Genomic DNA, 24,148 nt, shown 5'->3' on the forward strand with positions numbered 1-24,148 from the left:
AAAAGAGCCGATAAATGGATATTGTTTATATACGGGATTTAAAGGTGAATACCATTATTGGTATTTACGATTGGGAGCGGGAAGTGCGCCAGACGGTCAGTCTCGATTTGGAGATGGCCTTCGATATTAGTGAGGCGGCGCGTACAGACAATATCGAGTACACACTTAACTATAAAGCGGTGGCCAAGCGCTTGATCGCTTTTATTGAAAGCAGTGAGTTTCTGTTGGTGGAGACCATGGCAGAGCAGGCTGCGGCAATTGTCAGGGAAGAGTTTTCTGTAAACTGGCTGCGACTGCGGTTGTCCAAGCCGGGTGCGGTCAGAGGGTCCAGGGATGTGGGTGTCATTATTGAGCGCGGCGAGAGGCCGGCAAAAGGTGCAGCAGCGATGTCTGCGGGAGTGTAAACGTGGCTCAGGTGTATCTCAGCCTCGGCAGTAATATCAATCGCGCGCAATATATCCGCGCAGCGCTGGATGCCCTGACCGGGCGGTTTGGCGAATTACAGGTGTCCCGGGTCTTCGAAAGTGAAGCGGTAGGTTTCCAGGGTGATAACTTTTACAACCTGGTGGTTGGGCTGCAGACTGACCTGCCGGTAGGGCAGCTGGCCCTGTGTCTGCGCGGTATTGAAGATGCCAACGGCCGCCTGCGCTCCGGTCCCAAGTTCAGCGCGCGCACCCTGGATATTGATATTCTCACCTATGATCACCTGACGGGAACTGTCGATGGGGTAAAATTGCCTAGAGGTGAGATTGTAAAAAATGCCTTTGTTTTACAGCCCTTGGCAGAAATTGCTCCAGAAGTATTGCATCCGGTCGAGCAGAAAACATACCGCCAGTTGTGGGATGAGTACGACCAGGCTTCACAAAAATTGTGGCCGGTAGAATTTATTTGGCCGTGATTCCAATAAATTTTTAAAAATGCAGATAAAAAAGCAGCCCTTTGAGGCTGCTTTTTTGTTAGGAATAATTAACTTAGGCTCATTAGCGCTTCTTTGGTGAACGGAGTGATTTCCTCCGCGCGATCTTCACGCACCTTGGCGAACCAATGTGGGTCTTGTAATAGCGCGCGGCCAACGGCAATCAGGTCGAACTCCTGGTTGTCCATACGGCGGGTCAGTTCGGCTAAATCGGTAGGATTGGCAGTGCCGCCCATGCCCTGGTTATTGCCGCCGATAAAATCATCGTCGAGGCCGACACTGCCGACAGAAATTACCGGTTTTCCCGTCAATTCCTTGGTCCAGCCTGCCAGGTTGAGATCAGAACCCTCAAATTCTGGCACCCAGAAGCGTCTTGTAGAGGCGTGGAAAATATCAACGCCGGCTTCAACCAGCGGTGTCAGGAAGCGTTTCAGTTCTTCCGGGTTTTGCGCCAACTTGGCTTCGTAATCCTGCTGCTTCCATTGGGAGTAGCGCAGCACTATGGCAAAATCTTCGCCCACGGCTTCACGTACCGCTTTGATAATTTCCACTGCAAAGCGGGTGCGATTTTCGATGGAGCCACCGTACTCGTCATCGCGTTGGTTGGTACCTTCCCAGAAAAACTGGTCGATCAGATAGCCGTGGGCGCCGTGGATCTCTACGCCGTCGAATCCGATTTCCTTGGCTGCTTTCGCCGCGTCCGCAAAAGCTTGTACAACTTCCTGGATGTCCTCTTTGCTCATCGCCTGGCCATTGGGCTTGCCGGGTTTGAACAGGCCTGAGGGGGAGTAGCCGGGCACTGATTTATCCGGGCCTATGCCCTCTTTGCGCACGGAGCCTACGTGCCATAACTGCGGGATAATCTGGCCACCGGCAGCGTGTACTTCGTCTACCACTTTTTTCCAGCCGGCGAGAGCGGCCTCACCGTAGATTGCCGGAACATTCTCGTAGCCGTTTGCAGCTTTATGATTAACGAAGGTGCCTTCGGTAATAATCAGTCCCACTTCGCCCTCGGCGCGGCGGCGGTAATAGCCGGCCACTTGATCATTGGCTGCATAGCCCGGTGACATAGTGCGGGTCATGGGAGCCATCGCAACCCGGTTGCGCAGCTTTAGGGATTTATGCTCGAAGGGACGCAGTAGGTTGTCCAGGGAACCACTCATATTTCTCTCCTGAATGTCTCGATTCAACACTGGGACTCACTGGTCCCACTAGGTCACAACTAAAATGGTTGCGTTATAAGACCTTATTTTGAAGTTGAGTTCAACATTTGGTTTCGTATTGCAACCTTTTTACCGGTATACTGGGGGTATGTCACGTAAACGTTTTGATGATCTCAATTGCTCCCTGGCTTGCGCTCTGAATGAGGTGGGGGACTGGTGGTCCCTGCTGATAATTAAGCAGGCGATGCTGGGTACCCGCCGTTTTGTGGATTTCCAGAGAAACCTTGGAATCGCCAAGAATATCCTTGTGGATCGGTTATCCCGTTTGGTGGAAAACGAGGTGTTAGTGCGCTTTGATGCGGGCGAACACGGCACTCGCTACGAGTATCGCTTAACAGAAAAAGGCCGTGACCTGTTTACGGTGGTAATCGCCCTGCGTCAGTGGAACCTGCGTTGGAATGGCAATAAAGATGGGATGCATCTGGTCGATAAAATCAGTGGCGAACCAATCTCCGAAGTGGCTGTGCAGAATGTCCAGGGACAGAAACTCAGTATCCGCGATGTATTATTTGTGGATGAAAATGGCCAGCCCCTGGATCAGGCTGGCTAGCTGGCTTTTGAGGGGCTCTATCAATCCTGGCTCTTGGACAGCAGTCTGATTATGTCCAATGCCCTACCCGGCTCCCAACGCATTGCAGAGACAACGCCATGCATGGCCAGTAGGCGCTTGTCTATTTCCCCTTCCTCCTGAAGCTTATGCAATTTCTCCGTGGCCTCGGTAAAGCCGTGTTGCTCATAAGTGAGTAGTAATTTGACGGTCTGCTCCGCTGGAGTGACTTGGCGTGGAACAGGGGTATAGCCCATCGCGCTTACCATACTCTCAGCCGCCAGCCAGGTGGACCAGGGGTTTTGCCCGGTAATAAGCTGGCCATCCACGCTGACTTGTTCCAGGTAAGTGGGCCCAGCCTGAAAAAACGCGCCTTGCTCACGTAAGCGATCCTCAAGCAGGAATGGAAATCGTTGCTCGGCGTCAGGGATAAGAAAAAGCTCCTCTGCGTTAGTAAAAGCACTGATCTGCCGATCGGCGATTAAGGGCTTGCCATTATCCAGGGTGACATTGGCAAGGGCTGCTGGCCCGTGGCATACCGCTCCGATAATTTTGCCGCTGTTATAGATTTCCCGCACCAGGGACTGGATATGGGGATTGTCGGGGAAATCGAACATGGTGCCTTTACCGCCGACAAAAAATACGGCCTGGTAATCCTCTGCTGATACCTGATCGATAGGAATACTGTTGTTGACCTTTTGTTGTGCCTCCGGGTCATTGAGAAAGGCATAGTCGAAAGGCCCCAGATCATCTTTATCGATCACCGCAGGCGGTTTGCCGCCTTTGGGACTGGCAATATCGACAATAAATCCGTTGGCTGAAAAGATGTAATAGGGGCGTGCCAGTTCAGTTAATTCATAACCAGTCGCCTTGCCACTATCTCCCATCGTTTCAGTACTGGTGACAACAGCTAAGATTTTTCCTCGGCTTTCCCTGGGTAATTGTTGTAAATACGGCAGGTCACTTACTGTCGTAGTGGAAAAGTCCTGATCTTGGGGTGGAATTAGGCCCTTAATCCAAATAATAAAACCAAAAAATACAGACAAAGTCAGTGCCAGGGAAATAACAATTTTCTTCAACATATTAATCTCCAAAATTGCAGTAGTAGACGGAAAATCTTCTAGTGAGTTCGTAGGAGAATAAGGGATGGAAGGTGAAATTCAGGTGAGATTGTAATTGCTATTTAGGAAGAAAGAAAAAGCTGCACTCGAGATCGTATAAGGTATGGATGCCGATTCACTGTGCATCTCGAGCGCATACGGTAAAAATTTGAATCTTAGAACGCTACTGTGTAAAAGACAGAGCGCACTGATAAATATTGTTCCGACATTGGATAGAGATGGTCCAATTTAAGGCTTCACAGATTCTCTTGGCCAGGAAAAGGCCTTGACCAATACCGTCACTGCCTTCCCTTTTTTGGCCGGGTAAGAGGGAGGTTTCTAAATCTAATTGGTTATCTGTGGCGTTCTCAAAAAAGAGTGTGTCCCCCTTATAGGTAATAACCAACTCAGGGCTGGTAGCGTGCTGTAATGCATTGCTGATCAAGTTGTCGAATAGCAGACTTACCAGGTGTCGATTAGCCAGGGCTCTGGCTTTGTGCCCTAATTTTAAATCAACATTAAAATTCTTTTGTACAATTAGCTGGTGTTGAGTTAAAAGACGCTCCTCTAGTAAAGCACGCAATGGGATATCTTCCGACTGTAGAGACTCAGAGCGGGCGAGGGCTAATAGTGTCTTAACGGTTTTTTCCATACCGGTAACAGTTTCTAATAGCTCACTTTTCTCAGCTAAAGTCATTTCCCGATTTTGACTGAGAGCCAGTGTGCTTTTCAGAATGGTTAGCCCGGTGCGCAACTCATGGCTCGTATCCCGGGTAAACTCAGTTTCCCTGCGCAATGTTAGCTTGAGCTGGTTAAGTGTATCTTGCAACGTACTTGCGAGATAACCGATTTCATCTTGTTCATTGTTATAGGGCAGGGAAATTTGAGAATCGCAGTTTCTCTGCTGCTGAACTGCTTTAGCAAGGGTTACTACAGGAGCGATGGTTTTACGGGAAATACGAAAAGCACAATAGAGGGCTAAGAGTAGGGTCAAGATACAGGCGCTGGCAAAGAGCCAAAGAAGTTTTGAAGATTGTCGCGTAACAGTGAGCAATTCACTGACTTCAGCTACGAGAACGGCGGAATGGTTGTCCGGAAAATGTACTCTGCGTAAATGGAAGTGATGTTCAGTATCACTAAACCACTCAGCCTTTTCTGCATAGCTTGGTAGGGCAGTGCGCAGTTCGGCCGGAATTATTTTGCTTTCAGTGTATAGCGTTAAATAGGGTAGGCGTGGCTCTGGGGTCGTATTAGTCAGTCTTGCCTGCTGTTCGAGGTAGCGGACTTCTCCGGCCAATAAGTTATCGAGTAAATGGTCTTCAACTACATAGGCGACCATCATACAAATGGCAAAAAACACCAAGCATAGCAGCAGGGTAAAACTGCCAAAAATAGCGAAGACCTTCCTCTGTAAATTACTGGTTTCGCGCATTGGGAGTTTCCAACTGATAACCGAGATTGGTGATGGTTTTCAACATAGGGGCCTGGAAAGGCTTATCCAGTGTTTGGCGAAGACTATAAATGTGGGATTTTAAGGCGTCTGTTTCTGGGGGTTCATCACCCCAAATATGGTGGATTATTGCCGAGCGGCTTACTGGTGCTGGCGACGCCTGGGCGAGCATAGTGAGAATGCGAAAACCGATAGTTGTCAGGGGCAGAGGTTGTTTATCCCGGTAGGCCGTTTGCTGGCGCTGGTTTATCTGTAAATCACCGACCTTAATTTCTTCACTGGTATGCAGCTGGTGTCTACGTGCCAGGGCGCGGCATCTCAGTATCAGTTCCCTTGGTTCGAAGGGCTTACATAAGTAGTCATCGGCACCGATACCAAATCCGCGTTCTTTATCTGCGAGAGCATCTCGGGCAGTTAACATCAGGATTGGCATGTTAACTGGCGCTTGTGCCTTGATCTTTTCGCAGACCTCCAAGCCGTCCATATCCGGCAGGCCCAGGTCGAGAATGATCAGGTCGAAGATTTGTTCCAGGGCCAGCTGTAAGCCCTGGCGACCCCGGTGGGCATAATCTATCTGCCAGTCCTCAGCATGTAGGAATTCGGCAAGCTGGCGGGCGATAGTGGGGTTATCTTCAATCAACAATATCTTCAGTGAGCGCACCGGAAAATCTCTTGTGGCAGAGGAAGTTACAAAACATTCTGACAGAGTGCCGGTGAAATTGAAGTGAAGCCCCGTTGTTGAACTGTTTTAGGTATTGGTTGGAGTGCTCTAGATATTGAGGTTGCGGCCGCCGTCAACGGCAATAACCTGACCGTTGATATAGGGGGCATCACAGGCAAGGAAGCGCACGGTCTTGGCGATATCACTGGGGTCACCGGTTCGGGCCAAAGGAATGCGCTGGGTGATTTTTGCTTTCTTGGCTTCGTTAGTTGCCTCTTGTTCTGGCCAAAGAATGGCACCGGGGGCGACTGCATTGACCCGAATCTGGGGGGATAGCTCCAGAGCGAGGCTTTTTGTCAGCATTACCAGCCCAGCCTTGGCGGCGCAGTAGATAGTATGCTTGGGCATCGGGCGCTCGGCGTGAATATCCGCCATATTAACAACGCAACCCAGCTGTTGGCTGAGTGTTTCTTTCAGGGCCTGAGTGAGAAAGAAGGGGGCTTTGAGGTTGCTGCCTACCAGCCGATCCCAGTCCTCCTCGGTTGCACTTCCCACAGGTGTGGGGTGAAATGCTGAGGCATTGTTGACCAGAACATCAATACCGCCCCAGGCCTCTTGTGCACGTTGGGCCAGATTGGAACAGGCTTCGGCGCTATTCAACTCACTGTGCAACGCTATGGCAGAGTTGGGGCGACGTTGGTTCAGCTCGTTTGCCAGGGCCTTGGCAGCATCAGCCGAGTTGCGATAGTGAATAACAACTCTGTGATCTCTATGCAGCTCTTCAGCAATAGCACGGCCCAGGCGTGCGGCGGCACCGGTAATCAACACATTACGCAATGTAGTCATCCTTTACTCTGGCGATTGCCTTGATGCGCTCCCGGTCCAGTGCTTGCCCCAGTTTCGCACCCTGGTAGCCCTGTTTAATCAACTCCTCGGCAGTTACTGCCGCTGCCCCATCTCGAGCGGCGCGTAAAAAGTCCACCTGTGGATAATCTCGATTCTCCAGCCCCTCACGACCTCGGGCATCTGCCTCGCAGGCGCGAAGAAAGTTTTCAAATCGCTCGGGACGTCGCAAGGCATCCAGACTGCGGATCATTTTCATAATGGTCTGTGGGCGCAATTCGAAGGCTCTGTGGCAGTGCAGGTGATATTCGCAGACCCCGACAGCTAGTGCAGTCAGGTCTTTTGGGGTACGCCAGCGCTCACAGACGGCCTTTACCAGGGGCACGCCTGCGGCCTCGTGGCCGTGGTGGCTGGGGAGAATCTCCTCGGGAGTCAGTCCTTTGCCCAGGTCGTGTAGCAGTACTGCAAAACGCAAGGGGAGCTCTACCGGGGCGGCGCGCAGGGCTAGTAGTACGTGTTCTCCAGTGTCCACTTCGGGGTGGTGTTTGGGCGGTTGGGGAACACCAAACAAATTCTCTAGTTCTGGTAACAGTACCGAGAGGGCACCGCAGTCTCGCAGTACCCGAATAAAAATATCGGGGTCTGGCTCGGTAAGCGCCCGGCTTACCTCTTTCCAGACTCTCTCGGCCACCAGATATTCCACTTCACCCGCTTCTACCATCTGGCGCATGAGTATCATGGTTTCAGGGGCAACGCTAAAGCCAAGGTGATGGTAGCGGGCGGCAAAGCGGGCGACTCGTAGAACTCTTAGCGGGTCTTCTGCAAAAGCAGGGGAAACATGGCGCAAAAGCCGAGCTCCAAGATCTTCCTGCCCTCCGTAGGGGTCAATTAGATTGCCGTCGCTATCTTCTGCAATGGCATTAATAGTGAGATCTCGCCTCAGAAGATCCTCTTCCAGGGTGATATTGGCATCAGCGTTAACGGTAAAACCGCCATAGCCGTGTCCGCTCTTTCTTTCGGTGCGAGCGAGCGCGTATTCTTCACCGGTCTCAGGGTGTAGGAATACTGGAAAATCTTTGCCGACTGGGCTGTATCCGAGGTCCTGCATTCTATCTGCATCTGCCCCAACCACCACCCAGTCACGCTCGGTGACTGGGCGATTCAAAAGTCTGTCGCGCACTGCGCCGCCAACAAGGTAGATCTTCAAAGCATTTGCTCCAGAGCTGGAGGGACCACTGATCTGATAGGTGATTGTACTGCCATAAGTCCATTTGTTCCGGCGTTGTTCCAGGTTTGTCTGCTGGACGGAGGATGAGCGGTAGGAGTGTAAGAAGCTTCGGCAAGATAAAAAAAAGGCCCCGAAAAAACAAGGGGGCCCAGGGTCTTAGGGTATTCGCTTAGCAAACATTTCTTTGCCAACTGTGGGGCTCTGACTTAACGGCCACACCACTGGAAAGGATCGCGTGACAAGTCCCAAGTCACGAATCTAGTGTCATTCTAAGAAACCTGTCTTACCTGTCAACTATATCTATTAGTATTTTTTGAGGGGGTTGTTCCGCTGTTCGTTAATAAATTACATGGACCGAATTTCGGGCTGGGTTTGCAGCATTAAACAGCATAATTTATAGGGGCGGTTCAGCTGGGCAGGATAATTTCACGTGTAACTCTGTGGGGCAGAGGATACTTTCGGGAAGTTGACTGTTCTTCTTTTTAATCGCAGTTGTTGGGGAGAATAAAGATGAGCGAATTACATGTGCTAACCACCGGGGAAGCAGCCAGGTACTGCGGTGTTAACTTCCGAACGGTGATTCGCTGGATTGAGCGTGGCCAGCTCAAGGCATACAAACTTCCAGGGCGTGGTGACCACCGTATCTGTGTTGAGGATTTCGTGGGCTTCCTGCGGGACAACTCAATGCCAGTTCCGAACGACCTGGCAGTTCCCAGTCGAAAAGTGCTTTTGTTAACGACTGATCCTGAGCTGACTTCAGGTGGACGCCAGGCGCTTCAGCAGATGGGGTGTGAAGTAGAAGTAGCCAGTGATAGTTTTTCCGCTGGTATCTTGATGGCGAGTGCCAAGCCGGCGTTGTTAGTGGTTGACACTGGATTGCTTGGGGAGAGTGGGTTTCAGGTGCTGGACTACCTCAGATCCCGCAGTGAGTATTCAAATTTGAGCATTCTGGTTGTGCCTTCTGATGACGATGGCGAGAAAGCCCGTTGGCTGGATGCTGGAGCTGATGCTCTTTTAACTCACCGTTCTGAGCACGGTGAACTTTCTGCAAAGGCCAAGCTTTTGTTGGAAGCTGATGCCTAAGTAGCGCGATTCGCTAGTGGGTATTATTTCCCCATTCTGTGCGGGGCTGGTATTTCAACAGTTCCCGCGCTGAAACCTAAATGGGTTTTGGTATTAACATAGACTCTTCTTCACCCTCCGGTCGGTCCCGACCTTGCTCCGGGCAGTGACAACTGGCCGTTATTTGATCCCCGTTCAAACTGTTCAGGTGAACATCGAAGCCCCATAGCCGGTGAAGATGCCTTAATACCTCTGCTGTATCTTTACCAAGAGGGCGACGGCGGTGCTGTGTGTGGTGCAGGGTCAGTGAACGGTCACCACGGGTATCTACTGAATATACCTGGATGTTCGGTTCCCGATTGCCCAGGTTGTACTGTCCCGCAAGGTTCTCTCTTAACTGGCGATAACCGCTCTCATCGTGAATTGCGCTGACAATGATATCGTTCTCTTTATCGTTGTCGCTGATACAAAACAGTTTCATGTCTCGCATAACCTTGGGAGACAGGAATTGTAAAATAAAACTTTCATCTTTGAAGTCGCGCATGGCGAATTGAAGGGTTTCACGCCAATTACTTCCAGCAATGTCTGGGAACCAGCGGCGATCCTCTTCAGTGGGGCTTTCACAGATACGCCGTAAGTCAGTAAAAATACTAAAGCCCAGGGTATAGGGATTGATACCGCTGTAGTGAGGGCTGTCAAAAGAGGGTTGGTAGATAACATTGGTGTGGCTTTGAAGAAACTCCATCATAAAGCCTTCAGTCACCCGCCCGCGCTTGTACAGCTCGGTTAAGAGAGTGTAATGCCAGAAGGTAGCCCAGCCCTCATTCATTACTTGGGTTTGCCGCTGTGGATAAAAATATTGGGCCAGCTTACGTACAATACGCACCAGCTCCCGTTGCCAGTTTTCCAGGAGAGGGGCATTTTTCTCAACAAAGTACAGGATATTCTCCTGAGGCTCTTCGGGGAAACGTTTCTCCTTTGTCTCCTCTATACCGTCACCGAGTTTTGGGATGGTCCTCCATAAATCATTGAGCTGCCTCTGGCGGTACTCTTCTCGCTCTTGCTGTTGGCGTTCTTCTTCAATAGCCGAGATTGGGTAAGGGCGTTTATAGCGGTCTACACCGTAGTTCATTAGGGCATGACAGGAGTCGAGAATGGCCTCGACTTCATCAAGCCCGTAGCGCTCTTCACAGCGGGAAATATAATTTTTGGCAAAGATCAGATAGTCAATAATACTGCTGGCATCTGTCCAGGAGCGAAACAGGTAATTCCCTTTAAAGAAAGAATTGTGCCCATAGGAGGCGTGAGCAATCACCAAAGCCTGCATTGTCATGGTATTTTCTTCCATGAGGTAAGCGATGCAGGGATTAGAATTAATGACTATTTCATAAGCCAGCCCCATCAATCCGCGCTGGTAATTATTTTCCACGCTGATAAATTGCTTGCCAAAAGACCAGTGGTGATAACCCACTGGCATTCCTACCGAGGAGTAGGCATCCATCATCTGCTCTGAGCAGATAACTTCAATCTGATTTGGGTAGGTATCTAACCCAAACTCTTCTGCCAGTGCGCCGATGGCGCGATCATATTCCTGAATTAATTCAAAAGTCCATTCTGAGCTTGTTGATATGGGCTGACGCGACTCAGATTCAGATGCTTCAGCGCCACTGGCAAATTTGTCGAGCATCAGGCAGTCACCTTTTGGCGGAACAGTTGTCGGAACACCGGATAAATATCCTGTACATCGACAATCTGCTCCATAGCAAAGTGATCGGGGAATAAAGTGCGGACACTTTCATACTCTTCCCACAGGGCCTGGTGATCTCTGGGAGTAATTTCCACATAAGAGTAATGCTGCACATGGGGCATAATATCGTCGATAAGGATTCGGTGGCAGGTACTGGAGTCGTCGTTCCAGTTATCACCATCTGAGGCCTGGGCTCCATAGATATTCCATTCGCTGGCGGGGTAGCGATCTCTTATAATACGTCGCATTAATTTGAGCGCGCTTGAGACAATGGTGCCGCCAGTTTCCCGTGAATAGAAAAACTCCTCTTCATCAACTTCTTTGGCGCTAGTGTGGTGTCGAATAAAAACGACTTCTGTATATTCATAACTGCGCTGTAGGAACAAATATAAAAGTAAGAAGAAGCGTTTGGCCATATCCTTTGTGGCTTGGTTCATCGAGCCGGATACATCCATCAGGCAAAACATCACCGCCCTAGATCGAGGTTTTGGTTGTCGAATCAGCAGGTTATATTTCAGGTCGAAATCATCAAGGAAAGGGACTCGATTGATACGGCTGCGAAGTTCGGCGATTTGGTTTTTAAGAGCCTCAATTTTGCGCTGGTCTCGCAGAGCAGTATCTTTGTTTTCTTCTTGGGATAGGTCTTCCTCTAAATTGCGCAGGTTCCTTCGCTTATTACTGGTCAAGGCTATGCGTCTTGCATGGGCAGCCCTGAGTGAGCGGATCACATTGAGACGACCTGGAGTTCCTTCATTACTAATTCCGGCACGTACTATTTGAAAAGACTCGTTGCCGGCCAGGCGTTGCTTGATCATATTGGGCAGCTGGAGCCCCTCAAACATAAAGTCCAGAAACTCTTCTTGTGATATCTGGAAGACAAATTCATCAACCCCTTCCCCGCTATCACTGGCACCACCACCATTTCCATCACCGCCTCGCTGACCTTGACGAGGGATACGATCACCAGCAGTAAATTGCTTGTTTCCGGGTAAAACTCGCTCTACGTGCCCACCGCTACCGTGAGAAAATAAGGGTTCGCTGATATCCCGAGTAGGGATACTGATTTGCTCTCCCTTATCCATGTCCATAATAGAGCGGCTATTCATGGCGTCGCCGACAGCTTTCTTAATGTGAGCCTTGTAGCGCCTTAAGAATCGCTGCCGATTAACGGTACTCTTTTTCTTTCCATTCAAGCGGCGGTCGATGATATAGCTCATATTTCTGCCTTTGTTCTGAATAAAGCTCACAGGCATCCGTCGCCATAAATCTATTCAGAATATTTCCTGCTGAATCCACCAAACACAATTATTGGTATCTTCACTATAGTGAGCCATTGAGGGTCCCGATAAGGTGCTGTGAAATCATTCAAGTGCTCACTAAAAGTTAATGATCTAATCAGTATCCGGGTTTGGCTTCCTCGTGTTTTTCCAGTGACCTTAATGGAGGAAAACCTTACTATTGAGATTTTCTCACGCGTAGATACCATTCGGATAACAATCTAACCTGCTTCTCGGTATAGCCGCGTTCAACCATACGCGCAACGAAGTCTGCATGCTTGCGTTTATCATCTGCTGACGCCTTGGTATTAAAGGATATAACTGGCAGAAGATCTTCCGTATTGGAGAACATTTTTTTCTCGATAACGGCACGTAATTTTTCGTAAGATCTCCAGTCGGGATTTTTTCCTTGATTGTTAGCCCTGGCGCGGAGTACAAAATTGACTATTTCATTGCGGAAATCTTTCGGATTGGAAATTCCTGCAGGTTTTTCTGTCTTTTCAAGCTCTTCATTAAGGGCGCCGCGATCCAGTATTTCACCGGTTTCTGGGTCGCGATACTCCTGGTCCTGTATCCAAAAATCAGCGTAAGTGACATAGCGATCAAACAAGTTTTGGCCGTATTCAGCGTAGGATTCCAGGTAAGCCGTTTGGATTTCCTTACCGATAAATTCTACATATCTTGGAGCTAAATATTCCTTGATAAACCCGAGGTAAGTCTCTTGCACTTCTGGTGGAAATTGCTCCTGCTCTATTTGCTGTTCCAGAACATAGAGTAGGTGGACTGGATTTGCCGCCACCTCAGTAGCATCGAAATTGAAAACTTTTGAAAGGATCTTAAAGGAGAAACGGGTGGATAGTCCGTTCATGCCTTCATCTACCCCTGCATTATCTCTGTATTCCTGAATGGTTTTTGCTTTGGGGTCGGTATCCTTTAGGTTTTCACCGTCATAGATACGCATCTTTGAATAAAGGCTGGAGTTCTCAGGGTTTTTAACTCTCGACAATACAGAGAATTGCGCCAACATCCGCAGGGTGTCTGGTGCACAGGGCGCTTTTGACAAGGAGCTATTTTCTAGCAGTTTTTGATAGATTCGTATTTCTTCCTGCACTCTTACACAGTAGGGTACCTTGACGATATAAATACGATCCAGGAAAGCCTCATTGTTGCGATTATTGCGGAAGGATTGCCATTCTGATTCATTGGAATGAGCGAGGATTGTACCGTTGAACGGAATTGACCCCAATCCCTCTGTACTGTTGTAATTTCCTTCTTGTGTTGCAGTTAGTAGGGGGTGAAGCACCTTGATAGGCGCTTTGAACATCTCGACAAACTCCATCAGTCCCTGGTTGGCCCTACATAAACTACCAGAAAAACTATAGGCATCAGGGTCATTCTGGGGGAAATCCTCAAGCTTACGAATGTCGATCTTGCCAACCAGTGATGAAATATCCTGGTTATTTTCATCACCGGGCTCTGTTTTTGAGATGGCAACTTGATCGAGAATAGATGGACGAATTTTTACGACACGGAATTTACTGATGTCCCCTTTAAATTCATGCAATCGCTTAACAGACCAGGGAGACATAATAGTGTTTACGTATCGACGTGCAATTCCGTAGTCCTCTTCAAGGATGCGGCCATCCTCAGTAGGAGAGAAAAGGCTCAAGGGAGATTCAAATACTGGCGATCCCTTAATTGCATAGATGGGCACCTGCTCCATCAAGGCTTTTAACCGCTCTGCAAGGGATGACTTTCCGCCACCAACAGGACCTAGCAAGTACAGGATTTGCTTCTTCTCTTCCAGACCCTGTGCGGCATGTCGGAAGAAAGAGACAATTTGCTCTATGGCTTCCTCCATACCATAGAATTCACTGAAGGCCTTGTATCGCTTAATAACCTTATTACAGAAAATACGTGACAGGCGCGGGTCCCGTGAGGTGTCTACCAGTTCGGCCTCGCCAATGGCCATCAGCATCCTCTCAGCTGGTGACGCATAGGCACTGCGGTCTGTCTTACACAGCTCCAGGTATTCCTGAATACTGAGTTCCTCGTCCTGGATAGATTCGTATCTTTCCAAGTAGTGATTGAAAATTGTCATGGTGTCTACCTCCCTGTAGCCTACTGGAATTAGCTCAGTTCCCTGCTTTGGTTAGGATGTCGTACGCCCTTGGCTTCTCTTGCCCAAATGGGACGAGCGATGTATGAGCTGTAAAGTCCAGATCGTGTTTGGGATACGCTTGGCGTGAAGCACTATCGTTATTGCCGTTGTGAACCTTGTTCTTTGCTGGAGTAAGTGTTGAATGCTCTCCAGCTTTTCCAGCATAGCTTTCCCTTTGAATGAGACAGTGGAATGTCACTTATATAGGTTGAATTGGGCGGCTGTTTTACGCTTTACTACAGCCCATATTGGGTATTAGAGAAATATTGAGGAACATAAATGGCGATTTTGGTGACTGGAGGTGCCGGATATATTGGCAGTCATACCTGTATCGAGTTGCTTGCTGCCGGCTTTGAGCCTGTAGTTGTGGATAACCTATCGAATAGCAGTGAGGAAGCCCTACGGAGGGTCGAGTTAATTGCTGGCAAAAATATCCCTTTTCACCATCTGGATATTAGTGATAAGGAAGGTTTACGCAAAGTATTCTCTGATCATAAGATTGACGCCGTAATTCACTTCGCGGGGTTGAAAGCAGTTGGTGAATCTGTTGCGCAGCCTCTGCGCTATTACCAGAATAATGTAGCTGGGACCTTAACTTTATGTGAGGTGATGGAGGAGTTTGGAGTTCACCGCCTGATCTTCAGTTCGTCGGCAACGGTCTATGGTGATCCTGAAACAGTACCAATTAAAGAAGATTTTCCTACTGGCGCAACCAACCCGTATGGCTCAAGTAAGTTGATTGTGGAAAACATGTTGCGAGATCTTTGTGCTGCGCCGAACAGCCAGTGGAAAGTGAGCTTGTTGCGTTATTTCAATCCGATTGGGGCCCATGAAAGTGGGACTATTGGTGAAGATCCCAGTGGTATCCCCAATAACTTACTACCCTATGTTTCCCAAGTGGCAGTAGGTAGATTGGAGCAGCTACAGGTTTTTGGTGGTGATTATGATACCGTCGATGGTACTGGGGTTCGAGATTATATACATGTAGTTGATCTGGCTCGCGGACACTTGGCGGCGCTAAACTTAATATGTAAAGAAGAAATTTCTGAGGGTTGTTATACCCATAATCTGGGGACGGGACAGGGCAGTTCTGTTTTACAAGTCGTTCGTGCTTTCGAGAGTGTCAGCGGGAAGGAAATTCCCTATAACATTGCTCCGCGGAGACCCGGAGATATTGCAGAGTGTTACGCAGATCCAGAGCTGGCTGAAACAGAGCTGGGGTGGAAAGCTGAGTATGATTTAGTGCGTATGGTGAAAGATACCTGGCGTTGGCAGTATAAAAATCCTAAAGGGTACAGTGCAGATTAGGCAAAATTAAGTTAAGGAAATTTGATCCTATTTTTGCCTCACAGAGGATTAGGTTTTTCTATCAACCTGATAGTGCTCATTGCTTGCGCAGCTCCATGCGGATATTGCAGGCAATGAGTTTCTTTCATGTTCTAAATAAAATTATATCAACAGTACCTGCGTTAAGGGGGTATTAAGCTACTGATAGATACAATCCTGTTGATTGACTTGAACGTTTCTGATTAACGAAGAATAAGAATTATTTGTCTGTCTGGTTGTATGTATAACTCTGTATTGATAGTTATCAATATATGGAAGCATTTATGACTTCAATTTTTATTTATTTTTCTCAATCTAAAAGGAGTTAAGATTGAAATATATTCAGTTTTTACTGTTAGTTTTAACTGGTTTTTCAGCTTTAGCTGAAGATATATCTGGGGTGGATATCGCGATTGAGAAGCAGGGCGATAAGCTCTGGAAGCTTACTTATCAAATGGATAGGCCGGCAAGCCGGATTAGCTTTGTACGTAACCCGGATGCCTCTCGTATAAAACGCTGGAAGTCTGTGTCACCAGAATTTGAATTGGTTTCTATGGATGGTGAAGAGTTTCTGGTTAGAAAAGATAGAAGTTCATTCGAACACATTGAAATTTATTTGACGCCTAGCTATATATCTCTTCCCAAAGACTATGCACCTTTCTCCCCCTATTCAGATGGTGGAAGCCTGATATACACAGGCCGCTTTTTTGCTTGTATTGACAACTGTGATGATAAAGTAAAAGCCTGGCGAATAACTATGCAAGTTCCCCCAGGTGAGCATATGATCATTAACGGGAAGATAAATGTTGGGACCGCCAGCTGGATTGATCGTGATAATGGAATGAATGTCTATGTTGGAACTCAAGAACCTATAAATACAGCTAGTGTTGTAGCTGTTATTGATAACGGTTTGCCAGAAAAATTGAGATTGTCTTTAGAATCAGATATTCCCAGGTTAATGAGTTATTTTGAGCAAAGGCTTGGGGCACTAAGTGGAACAAAGCCTTCTTTGTATGCATCATATGCGAATGTCGATGATAACTCTTGGCAGGGGGGGACCTTGCCACATCAGGTTTTTATGCATTGGAATATGAATGAACTTGATGGGAAATTTTCCGACCCTAACTTTATTAATGAAACCATTTGGTTTTTTGCTCATGAGGTCGCACATTTATACCAGCAGGGTAGTGAAACAGGATTGTATGGTGATGCAAATGAATCGTGGTTACATGAAGGGAATGCGGATTGGTTAGCCGCGCTGGCTTTATTAGATTTGTATCCCGAGTCATCAAAATATGTCTCTAATAAAATTAAGGCTTTTAAGGAAAGTTGCACAAAAGGTGTAAAAGAGATTCCTTTGGTTGAGGCTGCTAACAGGGGCAGGTTTGATCTGTATTATAGCTGTGGTCTGCTCATACATCGAGCAATTGACCTGTTTCTGCAAAGTGAAAATACTGATCCGTCAAATATTTTTTCAATGTGGAGCAGTTTTCGTCAAGAGGTCGAGGGCGGCGGAGAAAAAGGCGCTGATACTTTCTTGGTGCTTCTCAGCCAGAGGGAAGGAGCAGCGGAACTTGTTAACTCTATTGAGCTTTTACTTGATGGGAAACCGTCGAGTGTAGGAGTTGCTTTGGATCAATTAACTTATGGCTTATAAGGTTATTCAAGCTAGGTAAACTGACAGTTACACTCCCAGGTGATAACTGTCAGTTTATTTTTTTTGAGGTTCGGTCGGTTTAAATTCTTCTTTTAGGCTTCAGGGCGAAGTAATTTTTATAAGCTGCAATCTGTACAAAAAAATTCTTCATCACTTAATCGCATTGCAGTCAGGTACCCTCCCCAAACGCAACCTGTGTCTAGGGCATAGATATTCTCAGTATCTGCGCGGCCTTCCAGGGCAGCCCAATGCCCAAAAATAACCTTGTCATTTCTGGTTTTTCGATTGGGAAAGCTAAACCATGGCTGGTATTCACCGTGAGAGGCCTGGACCCCCTTTTTATTGATTAGATCCAGAGTGCCATCAGCCTTACAAAATCGCATTCTTGTGAAGTAATTGGTAATGGACCGCAGGCGTTCGATGCCGATCAAATGATCATCCCAACAGTGTGGCTCATTACCGTACATGCCATAAAAAAATGCCTTTGCCATAGCTTCGTCGGCGAGGGCCTTATGCACTTCAGTGGCGAGCTTTTGCGCTTTAGTAACGCTCCAAATGGGAGGGATACCCGCATGCACCATGGTGTACCCCTTCTTATGTACTAGAAGGGGTAGGCTTTGTAGCCACTCCAGTAACTTATCAGAATCTTTTGCTTTTAAAACCTTGGCAAGGTCGTGCTCTTTTTCAGACAGAGATTTAGCGCCATGGGCGATCGCCAGTAAATGGAGATCATGGTTGCCCAACACTGCTGTAACCTGCTGGCGGTGCTCATAGAGATAGCGAAGGGTGCTCAGGCTATCCTCACCTCGGTGAACCAAGTCTCCGGCAAGCCAGAGCTTGTCACGGTCAGCACTAAAATTGATTTTCTTGAGAAGGCTTTGAAAAGCTGCAAAGCATCCTTGAATATCTCCGATGGCGTAAGTTGCCAAGGTTTCCCCCAAAAATATGAAAAATAATTATTGTTGTTGCAAGTTTGTACAGTAGTCGGCCAGCTTAACAAAGTCCTCGACGCTTAAGGTTTCTGGTCGGCGGCCGGCATCAATGGGCAGCAGCTCGGGGTCGAGATCCGGGAATAGGGGTTTTAAAGCATTGCGCAGGGTCTTACGGCGCTGCTGGAAGGCTATATTGACGATTCTTTCCAATAATTCTTCATCTTTTGCGGTAAATGGCAGAGTGCTGTGGGGAACCAATCTCACGATGGCAGAATCCACTTTGGGGGCGGGCCGGAAGGACTGCGGAGGGACAGGGAATAGGCCCTGTACGCGACAGTAATATTGAACCATCACGCTAAGTCGCCCATAAGATTTAGTCGAAGGCGTAGCACTGAGCCGATCTACCACCTCTTTCTGCAGCATAAAATGCATATCCTGGACTTGCCCGCGAAAACTGAGCAGATGGAACAGTAATGGTGTGGATATGTTATATGGAAGGTTACCGACAATGCGTAGCTGCTTATCTCCAGCAAAGGTGCCAAAGTCAAATTTTAATGCGTCCTTTTCAATGATGCTAAATTCCGGGTATTCCCTGAATTTAAATTCCAGCATCGGAATCAGGTCGCGATCCAGTTCGACAGCGGTTAGAGATGGGCACCGTTTTAGTAGTAATTCTGTAATTGCCCCTTGGCCCGGGCCAATTTCCACTAGCGTATCTGATTCTTTAGGGCCTACCGCACGAACAATGCGCTCGATAATATTTTCATCGACGAGAAAGTTTTGTCCAAAGCGTTTGCGGGCTTTGTGTTGAAAGAAGTTATCCATTGATATATCTGTAACCTGGATGATTAATTTTGCGGTTAAGCCTTGGGGTGCTAGTGAGCATTTCAGTTGGATACCCTTTAGGGCCTTTCACTGCGCTCACGTGGTGAGGGCATGGTTTACACTTTCTCCAAGCAAGTTTTAGGCACTGGTTAGGAACTGCGCAATTTAGCTATCGCCACAGCCTGAGACAGTGCGGCTTTGAGGCTGCCGCAGTCTGCAATGCCTGTGCCCGCGATATTGAGAGCTGTGCCGTGGTCTACTGAAGTGCGGATAAAGGGTAGCCCCAAAGTGATATTGACGGCGTGGCCAAAACCCTTGAATTTTAACACTGGAAGCCCCTGATCGTGATACATAGCTAAAACGGCGTCACATTCCGACAAATGCGGCGGGGTAAAAAGAGTGTCTGCGGGAAGTGGACCTTTCAGTGATATACCTTGGTGGCGCAAGTGTTCGAGTGTGGGTTCAATTATTTCTACTTCCTCATGGCCTATGTGTCCCCCCTCTCCAGCATGGGGGTTGAGGCCGCAAACGCTAATACGAGGATTGGAGATGCAGAAATGTTCCCGCAAACTGGCGTCGAGGATGGTAATAATCTGCTCTAGAAGCGGGGGGGTGATAGCAGCGCTCACCTCTTTGAGGGGCAGGTGAGTTGTCACTAGAGCAACTCGAAGGTCCTCTGCTGCTAGCATCATAACGACATGCTCAACACCGGCTTTTTCAGCAAAGAACTCTGTATGGCCGCTAAATGGAGTACCGGCATCATTGATAATGCCTTTGTGTACGGGCCCTGTAACCACGGCATCAAACTGGCCGGCCAGGCACCCCTCTGCCGCAACTGTAAGAGTTTCCAATACATAGGGTGCATTGACTGCATTCAGTAAGCCGGGTTTAGCAGGCTCGGCTATGGAGACCGGTAGTATGTAGAGAGCACCGGCAGGTGTCCCCTCTGTGCCTGCTGTGGACAGAGGAAGGAGCTGAAGAGGCAACCCCAATGCCGTAGCGGTCTCTGTCAGTAGCAGGGGATCAGCAATTGCGACAATCTGTGCTGGAGAACTCTCTTGTGCAATCTTCACAGCCAGCTCAGGGCCAATACCTGCAGGTTCTCCGGGGGTGAAGGCAATTTTAGGAGCCATTGCTATATAACTTTCCTGTAGCTACAAAAAAAAACCGGGCACAGGGCCCGGTCTTTCCCGCTGAAAAAGCGGCTTACTATTGGTTTCCTGAGTCCTCGGTGGTCTCAGAGTCCGACAATTTGATCTCAACGTATGCCTGGTCGCGAATCTCACGGCGCCAGTTTTGCAGTTCTTCTTCATAGCGGCGGTTGCGCAGCAAATTGGCTGCCTGATTGCGGATATATTTGTCGGTCATATCCTGTTTGCGCCGATCTTCAACCTGCAGGATATGCCAGCCGAACTGGCTGCGGAAAGGCAGGCTAATGCTGCCAATCTCAGTTGCATCCATAGCCTGGGTAAACTCTGGCACAAACTGCCCGGGCATAGACCAGCCAAGATCGCCACCGGATAGCATAGAACCTATATCCTCTGAGTTCTCTCGCGCGAGCTCGCTAAAGTTATCGCTGGCCATGGCCTCTTCACGGAGCTCAATCAGCTTATTGTAAGCTTGGTCATCGGTAAGAATAGCGGACGGCTTAAGCAGGATATGGCGAACTTTTGTCTGTTCCACCAACTGCTCGCTGGCGCCTTTCTGCGCGTGAATCTTTAATAGGTGAAAGCCGGCATCACTGCGGAAAGGCTCGGTAACATCGCCAGCTTTTAAGTCGGTGAGGGCATCGGCAAAAAGAGTAGGAAGCTCGACGGTCTTGCGCCAACCCAAGTCACCACCGGTAAGTGCATTTTGGCCGGCAGAGTTTGCGATCGCCAGGCGGCGGAAGTCAGCGCCGTCTTTGGCCTGCTGAGCTAGGTCTTCAGCCTTTTCCCGTGCCTGGGTAACTTCGCTGCTGGGGGCACTGGAACTTACGGGGATCAGAATATGGCCAAGCTCAAATTGAGGGGACTTCCAAAACTCCCCCTCCTTGGAGCGTAGGAAGTTATCGATATCTTGGTCGGTAATTTGGATCCGGCGGTTAACGCTGCCCTGCTCGACCCGGCGAATCATCAGCTCTTGGCGAATTTGCTGACGAAAGCTCTTCATGCTCATACCGTCAGCGAGCAGCCGCTGGCGGAATTCTTCGGGGCTGACTCCGGCATTTTGTTGGACACGGGCGATAGCTTGGTCCAACTCCGATTCAGAAACAGTGACACCTGCGCGAGAGGCCATCTGCAGTTGCAAACGTTCGATAATGAGTTGTTCGAGAACCTGGCGGCGCAAAACATCCACAGGAGGGGCCTGTACCTGTTGTGCTTGGATTTGGCTGGCGATGGTATTCATGCGCTGGGTCAATTCACTGGCCATCACAACATCGTCGTCAACAACAGCAACTACCCGGTCAAGGTTTCTGACTTGTGCGGTGGCAGTGGCGGCGATCAGAGCGCCAGCTGCCAGTACGGGTGCCAGGCCCAGTTTCGGTACGAATCTCTTAATTATTCTCATCACTGTTTCAGCTCTTCTCTCTGATCAAAGTTGGCAATCCCCTGGGTCAGCATTTCTGTCACGGTTGAACCAAAGCCTGCTAATCCTTTGAGTTCGACTTCAAGATAGATACCTTCGTCGTACTCAAGGTCTTCAGCAGATACAACCCCTGCGAGATCATTGTCCAGTGTGCGTCGCCACACCAGTCGGGTACGGTAGCAGCAGTCGTCATATTCGATTCCTGCCAGGTATTCCAGTTCCCGATTCAAAGTAAGATCATAGCTGGCACCGGCCATGAGTGAGGTATGAGTACCAAGTGGGAGGACTGTTGAGGCATTTAGTTGACTCACGGTTTCATCTTCATCTTCGTCCTCATCCTCATCATCCGTTGAGTCTGGGCGCTCGTAGTAATAGCTTAAATTAAAGATTCGGTAGTCGTCGTCAAGATAGCGCAGGCTGAAATTACCGCGATTAATATTGTGCTCACTATCTTCATAGACCAGCTCAGTCCCCAGGCGCAGGGATTCGAAAGGGCGACTTTCGATTCGTGCAGCTAGCTCTGACCGTTGAGTATCCTCAATGTAAGCGGTGCGGCCGATTTGCCTGTCACTGGAGTAGTAGACCTGTCCGACACTGGCGGAGAAGAGGTCCCGGCCACTGACTGGATCCAGAAAGCGGGTTGTCAGGCCCAGGGCAAGTCTGTCTGCATCGTCGATCCGGTCATTTCCGGTAAATCGGCTATCGCGGAATAACTGGTCGTAACTGAAAGTGTAAAGTGACGTGTCGTACAGCAAGTTGTTACTGTCAGGGTCGATCCTAATTTCAGGATCGACATCGTTAGCACGACCGCTGATATCAAAGAAGTCACTCTGATCGGCATTGCTGCTAATCAGGGTAAACAGCCGAGGTTCTAGTGTCTGGATAAAGTCGCGGTTAAATAGGTGGCTATCGCGCTCAAAGTAGAGCCCAGTATCCAGAATAAACTGGGCGGCAGCCGCATCCGGGGTATCGTCGGCATCCTCAGGTAGAAACAGGTCACTCACACTGTAAGCGAGGTAGCGACCAGCAATTCCCGGCTTAAAATATCCCCAGAGCCACTCTTTATCCCAGTAGAATTCATAGTCGAGGCGCAGACGATCTGCGGTAATAAAGTCCCGTGTTCGAGTAGTGACACTGTCGGGGTCATCGGTGTCTTCGATAAACCTTATGGTTTGTGTGTCACTGTGATCCCAGCTAGTGACTTCGTTCTGCATAGTCAACAGCCAGTCATCCCAGCGGTAATCGCCGTCTATATCCAAACGAGGATATTGGGCAAATGTATCGAAGGCGTCATTTTCTAGCACTTGATAGTCCTGGGTACGCAGTGTGGCTCGCCAGTGCTCGCTGCGCAGTAGCCCCTGAACTTTCTGGCTAACTCGGGTTTCCGCATTGATATCGAGGTTGGCCGTGCTCAAATCGCGGAAATAGTCTGGATCGCTGACCTTGGTATAGTCGATATCGGTACGCCAGACACTACCGCTGTAGCCACCTTGCTGCTCCAAACTGATCAGCCAGCGGTCCTCACCCTTGTAGGGAAGAACCAGGTCCTCAGGGAAGCCTTCATCAATTAGGTCCTGGGCAAGGTCATTGTTGCCGCCATCGTCGTCTGGTAGATCGGCTAGACGGATTTCCGTACTAAACATTTCTGCCAGGTGTCTGAACTCAACCTCCAGTCCGGCTCCGCGATATTGGATATAACGCGGGGAAATGGTGGCATCCATCTGAGGTGCAATATTCCAGTAGTAGGGTATTGCGAGGTCCCAGCCATTCTTATCGCTGTTGCTGAGTGTGGGAAACAAGAAACCGGACATGCGCGCATCGCCCACAGGAAAGCGGAAATACGGCAGGTATAAGACAGGTACGTCCAGAATCTTCAGGCGCACATCCCGTGCAGTACCCTGGCTTTCTACTTCATCAATATTGATCTCGCGGCCCGTGAGTTGCCAGAACTCACGACCGGGCTCACAGCGAGTATATGTCCCTTCGGTCAGGGTTAATTCACCACTGGTTTGACGCGCCACCAGCTCGGCCCCGCCGTGGATAAAAGCATCGTGCACCACATAGGTAGCATCCTCAACAGAGGCCGCTTCGCTTTCGGTGTGAACTTCGGCGGAGGAACCGCGGATTAGCAAACCGGGCTCCCGAAGCTCAATCGCACCATCTAAAGTAGCGATATTTTCCGGGCGATTCAGTTTGACCTGGTCGGCGAAGAGCTGCCGATAACCCTGGGTAATATGTACATTTCCGCTCAGCTCGGCTGAACCATCTTCCAGCCACTGGGATTTCTCAGCAGTGGCTCTCAGTGGGGCCTCCCCAGGGGGCAGGTCAGAACCGGGATAGTTGCGCGGAGGGGCCACAAAGGCACCAGAACACACAGCCGGTAGATTGGCTAATTCCTCCGGGGTTAGCTCAGAGCGGGGCAACCAGTCCAAGTACAAATAGGGGTTGTAGTCTGGGTCAGGGTACGACTCGCCCTGATTGGCTTGCGCCCACAGAGGCTGAGCAGCGATTAGGCCGAGAGCGATGGAGCGGGCTTGGGAGTTATTAGCAATCGCCAGAGCGAGGCGACGCCACCGGGAGACTTCAAGCATCAAACGATATGTTCCAGCTATCTTTTAGTGTTTC

20 protein-coding genes are annotated in these 24,148 nt (G+C 49.1%); 6 read left to right on the top strand and 14 right to left on the bottom strand.

Annotation, left to right across the window (positions count from 1 at the left end; translation table 11 throughout):
* The first annotated feature begins 14 nt into the window (after positions 1 to 14).
* Positions 15 to 404 carry a dihydroneopterin aldolase gene (gene folB / locus ACJJII_RS08425; RefSeq protein WP_444912033.1) on the top strand — a complete coding sequence of 130 codons (390 nt, stop codon included), beginning with the start codon at positions 15 to 17 and terminating at the stop codon, positions 402 to 404.
* A 2-nt stretch (positions 405 to 406) separates the two neighbouring features.
* Complete coding sequence (gene folK, locus ACJJII_RS08430; protein WP_444912034.1) at positions 407 to 898, top strand: 2-amino-4-hydroxy-6-hydroxymethyldihydropteridine diphosphokinase; 492 nt, start codon at positions 407 to 409, stop codon at positions 896 to 898.
* Positions 899 to 966: 68 nt separating this feature from the next.
* On the opposite strand, the gene ACJJII_RS08435 is transcribed toward folK, so the two are convergent.
* Entirely contained in the window at positions 967 to 2,079 is a 1,113-nt protein-coding gene (locus tag ACJJII_RS08435) for an NADH:flavin oxidoreductase (protein ID WP_444912035.1), read from the bottom strand.
* A gap of 148 nt (positions 2,080 to 2,227) precedes the next feature.
* On the opposite strand from ACJJII_RS08435, the gene ACJJII_RS08440 reads away from it, so the two are divergent.
* Positions 2,228 to 2,689 carry a winged helix-turn-helix transcriptional regulator gene (locus ACJJII_RS08440; protein ID WP_444912036.1) on the top strand — a complete coding sequence of 154 codons (462 nt, stop codon included), beginning with the start codon at positions 2,228 to 2,230 and terminating at the stop codon, positions 2,687 to 2,689.
* 20 nt (positions 2,690 to 2,709) lie between these two features.
* On the opposite strand, the gene ACJJII_RS08445 is transcribed toward ACJJII_RS08440, so the two are convergent.
* The 5 genes from ACJJII_RS08445 to ACJJII_RS08465 form a co-directional block, all read right to left on the bottom strand.
* Positions 2,710 to 3,768 carry a type 1 glutamine amidotransferase domain-containing protein gene (locus ACJJII_RS08445; protein WP_444912037.1) on the bottom strand — a complete coding sequence of 353 codons (1,059 nt, stop codon included), beginning with the start codon at positions 3,766 to 3,768 and terminating at the stop codon, positions 2,710 to 2,712.
* 202 nt (positions 3,769 to 3,970) lie between these two features.
* A complete protein-coding gene (locus tag ACJJII_RS08450; protein WP_444912038.1) occupies positions 3,971 to 5,218 on the bottom strand; it encodes a sensor histidine kinase in 1,248 nt (415 codons plus the stop codon).
* Entirely contained in the window at positions 5,202 to 5,897 is a 696-nt protein-coding gene (locus ACJJII_RS08455) for a response regulator transcription factor (protein WP_444906520.1), read from the bottom strand. The genes ACJJII_RS08450 and ACJJII_RS08455 overlap by 17 nt, the downstream gene beginning before the upstream one ends.
* Before the next feature lie 108 nt (positions 5,898 to 6,005).
* Complete coding sequence (locus ACJJII_RS08460; RefSeq protein WP_444912039.1) at positions 6,006 to 6,743, bottom strand: pteridine reductase; 738 nt, start codon at positions 6,741 to 6,743, stop codon at positions 6,006 to 6,008.
* Complete coding sequence (locus ACJJII_RS08465) at positions 6,727 to 7,947, bottom strand: multifunctional CCA addition/repair protein (RefSeq protein WP_444912040.1); 1,221 nt, start codon at positions 7,945 to 7,947, stop codon at positions 6,727 to 6,729. Before ACJJII_RS08465 ends, ACJJII_RS08460 begins: the two co-directional genes overlap by 17 nt.
* A 531-nt stretch (positions 7,948 to 8,478) precedes the next feature.
* Between ACJJII_RS08465 and ACJJII_RS08470 the strand changes: the two genes are divergently transcribed.
* Positions 8,479 to 9,051 (top strand): helix-turn-helix domain-containing protein, encoded by a 573-nt coding sequence (locus ACJJII_RS08470; protein WP_413664235.1) that lies wholly within the window; start codon positions 8,479 to 8,481, stop codon positions 9,049 to 9,051.
* Positions 9,052 to 9,127: 76 nt separating this feature from the next.
* Here ACJJII_RS08470 and ACJJII_RS08475 read toward each other — a convergent pair whose 3' ends face one another.
* From ACJJII_RS08475 to ACJJII_RS08485, 3 genes are all read right to left on the bottom strand, one after another.
* The gene (locus ACJJII_RS08475; RefSeq protein ID WP_444912041.1) at positions 9,128 to 10,717 is read right to left on the bottom strand and encodes a SpoVR family protein; all 1,590 of its coding nucleotides are present in this window, start codon (positions 10,715 to 10,717) and stop codon (positions 9,128 to 9,130) included.
* Positions 10,717 to 11,994 carry a YeaH/YhbH family protein gene (locus ACJJII_RS08480; RefSeq protein ID WP_444918896.1) on the bottom strand — a complete coding sequence of 426 codons (1,278 nt, stop codon included), beginning with the start codon at positions 11,992 to 11,994 and terminating at the stop codon, positions 10,717 to 10,719. The genes ACJJII_RS08475 and ACJJII_RS08480 overlap by 1 nt, the downstream gene beginning before the upstream one ends.
* Positions 11,995 to 12,232: 238 nt before the next feature.
* Positions 12,233 to 14,155: a PrkA family serine protein kinase gene (locus tag ACJJII_RS08485; RefSeq protein ID WP_413664238.1), complete on the bottom strand. Its 1,923-nt coding sequence runs from the start codon at positions 14,153 to 14,155 to the stop codon at positions 12,233 to 12,235.
* Between the two features lie 339 nt (positions 14,156 to 14,494).
* Here ACJJII_RS08485 and galE point away from each other — a divergent pair, with 339 nt between their 5' ends.
* The gene (galE, locus tag ACJJII_RS08490) at positions 14,495 to 15,523 is read left to right on the top strand and encodes a UDP-glucose 4-epimerase GalE (RefSeq protein ID WP_444914865.1); all 1,029 of its coding nucleotides are present in this window, start codon (positions 14,495 to 14,497) and stop codon (positions 15,521 to 15,523) included.
* A gap of 349 nt (positions 15,524 to 15,872) precedes the next feature.
* Positions 15,873 to 17,198 carry a M1 aminopeptidase family protein gene (locus tag ACJJII_RS08495; protein ID WP_444918897.1) on the top strand — a complete coding sequence of 442 codons (1,326 nt, stop codon included), beginning with the start codon at positions 15,873 to 15,875 and terminating at the stop codon, positions 17,196 to 17,198.
* A 116-nt stretch (positions 17,199 to 17,314) separates the two neighbouring features.
* Here the strand turns inward: ACJJII_RS08495 and ACJJII_RS08500 are convergent, their stop codons facing one another.
* The 5 genes from ACJJII_RS08500 to ACJJII_RS08520 all read right to left on the bottom strand — a co-directional run bounded on the left by ACJJII_RS08500 (position 17,315) and on the right by ACJJII_RS08520 (position 24,114).
* Positions 17,315 to 18,127, bottom strand: a complete 813-nt coding sequence (locus tag ACJJII_RS08500; protein WP_444914862.1) for a symmetrical bis(5'-nucleosyl)-tetraphosphatase — start codon at positions 18,125 to 18,127, stop codon at positions 17,315 to 17,317.
* A 27-nt stretch (positions 18,128 to 18,154) separates the two neighbouring features.
* A complete protein-coding gene (rsmA, locus tag ACJJII_RS08505; protein ID WP_444918898.1) occupies positions 18,155 to 18,955 on the bottom strand; it encodes a 16S rRNA (adenine(1518)-N(6)/adenine(1519)-N(6))-dimethyltransferase RsmA in 801 nt (266 codons plus the stop codon).
* Between the two features lie 149 nt (positions 18,956 to 19,104).
* A complete protein-coding gene (gene pdxA / locus ACJJII_RS08510) occupies positions 19,105 to 20,088 on the bottom strand; it encodes a 4-hydroxythreonine-4-phosphate dehydrogenase PdxA (RefSeq protein WP_444918899.1) in 984 nt (327 codons plus the stop codon).
* Positions 20,089 to 20,164: 76 nt separating this feature from the next.
* The gene (locus tag ACJJII_RS08515; RefSeq protein ID WP_444918900.1) at positions 20,165 to 21,505 is read right to left on the bottom strand and encodes a peptidylprolyl isomerase; all 1,341 of its coding nucleotides are present in this window, start codon (positions 21,503 to 21,505) and stop codon (positions 20,165 to 20,167) included.
* On the bottom strand, positions 21,505 to 24,114 hold the full coding sequence (locus tag ACJJII_RS08520) for an LPS-assembly protein LptD (protein ID WP_444918901.1): 2,610 nt from the start codon (positions 24,112 to 24,114) through the stop codon (positions 21,505 to 21,507). The genes ACJJII_RS08515 and ACJJII_RS08520 overlap by 1 nt, the downstream gene beginning before the upstream one ends.
* Positions 24,115 to 24,148: the final 34 nt, after the last annotated feature.

The organism is Microbulbifer maximicatervae (SeqCode) (assembly GCF_052467825.1).

What these genes read in the sequence shown, in the direction of transcription:
- folB (WP_444912033.1), top strand. Translation starts at nt 15, where the DNA reads ATGGATATTGTTTATATACGGGATTTAAAGGTGAATACCATTATTGGT.
- ACJJII_RS08435 (WP_444912035.1), bottom strand. Translation starts at nt 2,079, where the DNA reads ATGAGTGGTTCCCTGGACAACCTACTGCGTCCCTTCGAGCATAAATCC.
- ACJJII_RS08440 (WP_444912036.1), top strand. Translation starts at nt 2,228, where the DNA reads ATGTCACGTAAACGTTTTGATGATCTCAATTGCTCCCTGGCTTGCGCT.
- ACJJII_RS08445 (WP_444912037.1), bottom strand. Translation starts at nt 3,768, where the DNA reads ATGTTGAAGAAAATTGTTATTTCCCTGGCACTGACTTTGTCTGTATTT.
- ACJJII_RS08450 (WP_444912038.1), bottom strand. Translation starts at nt 5,218, where the DNA reads ATGCGCGAAACCAGTAATTTACAGAGGAAGGTCTTCGCTATTTTTGGC.
- ACJJII_RS08460 (WP_444912039.1), bottom strand. Translation starts at nt 6,743, where the DNA reads ATGACTACATTGCGTAATGTGTTGATTACCGGTGCCGCCGCACGCCTG.
- ACJJII_RS08470 (WP_413664235.1), top strand. Translation starts at nt 8,479, where the DNA reads ATGAGCGAATTACATGTGCTAACCACCGGGGAAGCAGCCAGGTACTGC.
- ACJJII_RS08475 (WP_444912041.1), bottom strand. Translation starts at nt 10,717, where the DNA reads ATGCTCGACAAATTTGCCAGTGGCGCTGAAGCATCTGAATCTGAGTCG.
- ACJJII_RS08480 (WP_444918896.1), bottom strand. Translation starts at nt 11,994, where the DNA reads ATGAGCTATATCATCGACCGCCGCTTGAATGGAAAGAAAAAGAGTACC.
- ACJJII_RS08485 (WP_413664238.1), bottom strand. Translation starts at nt 14,155, where the DNA reads ATGACAATTTTCAATCACTACTTGGAAAGATACGAATCTATCCAGGAC.
- galE (WP_444914865.1), top strand. Translation starts at nt 14,495, where the DNA reads ATGGCGATTTTGGTGACTGGAGGTGCCGGATATATTGGCAGTCATACC.
- rsmA (WP_444918898.1), bottom strand. Translation starts at nt 18,955, where the DNA reads ATGGATAACTTCTTTCAACACAAAGCCCGCAAACGCTTTGGACAAAAC.
- pdxA (WP_444918899.1), bottom strand. Translation starts at nt 20,088, where the DNA reads ATGGCTCCTAAAATTGCCTTCACCCCCGGAGAACCTGCAGGTATTGGC.
- ACJJII_RS08515 (WP_444918900.1), bottom strand. Translation starts at nt 21,505, where the DNA reads ATGAGAATAATTAAGAGATTCGTACCGAAACTGGGCCTGGCACCCGTA.
- ACJJII_RS08520 (WP_444918901.1), bottom strand. Translation starts at nt 24,114, where the DNA reads ATGCTTGAAGTCTCCCGGTGGCGTCGCCTCGCTCTGGCGATTGCTAAT.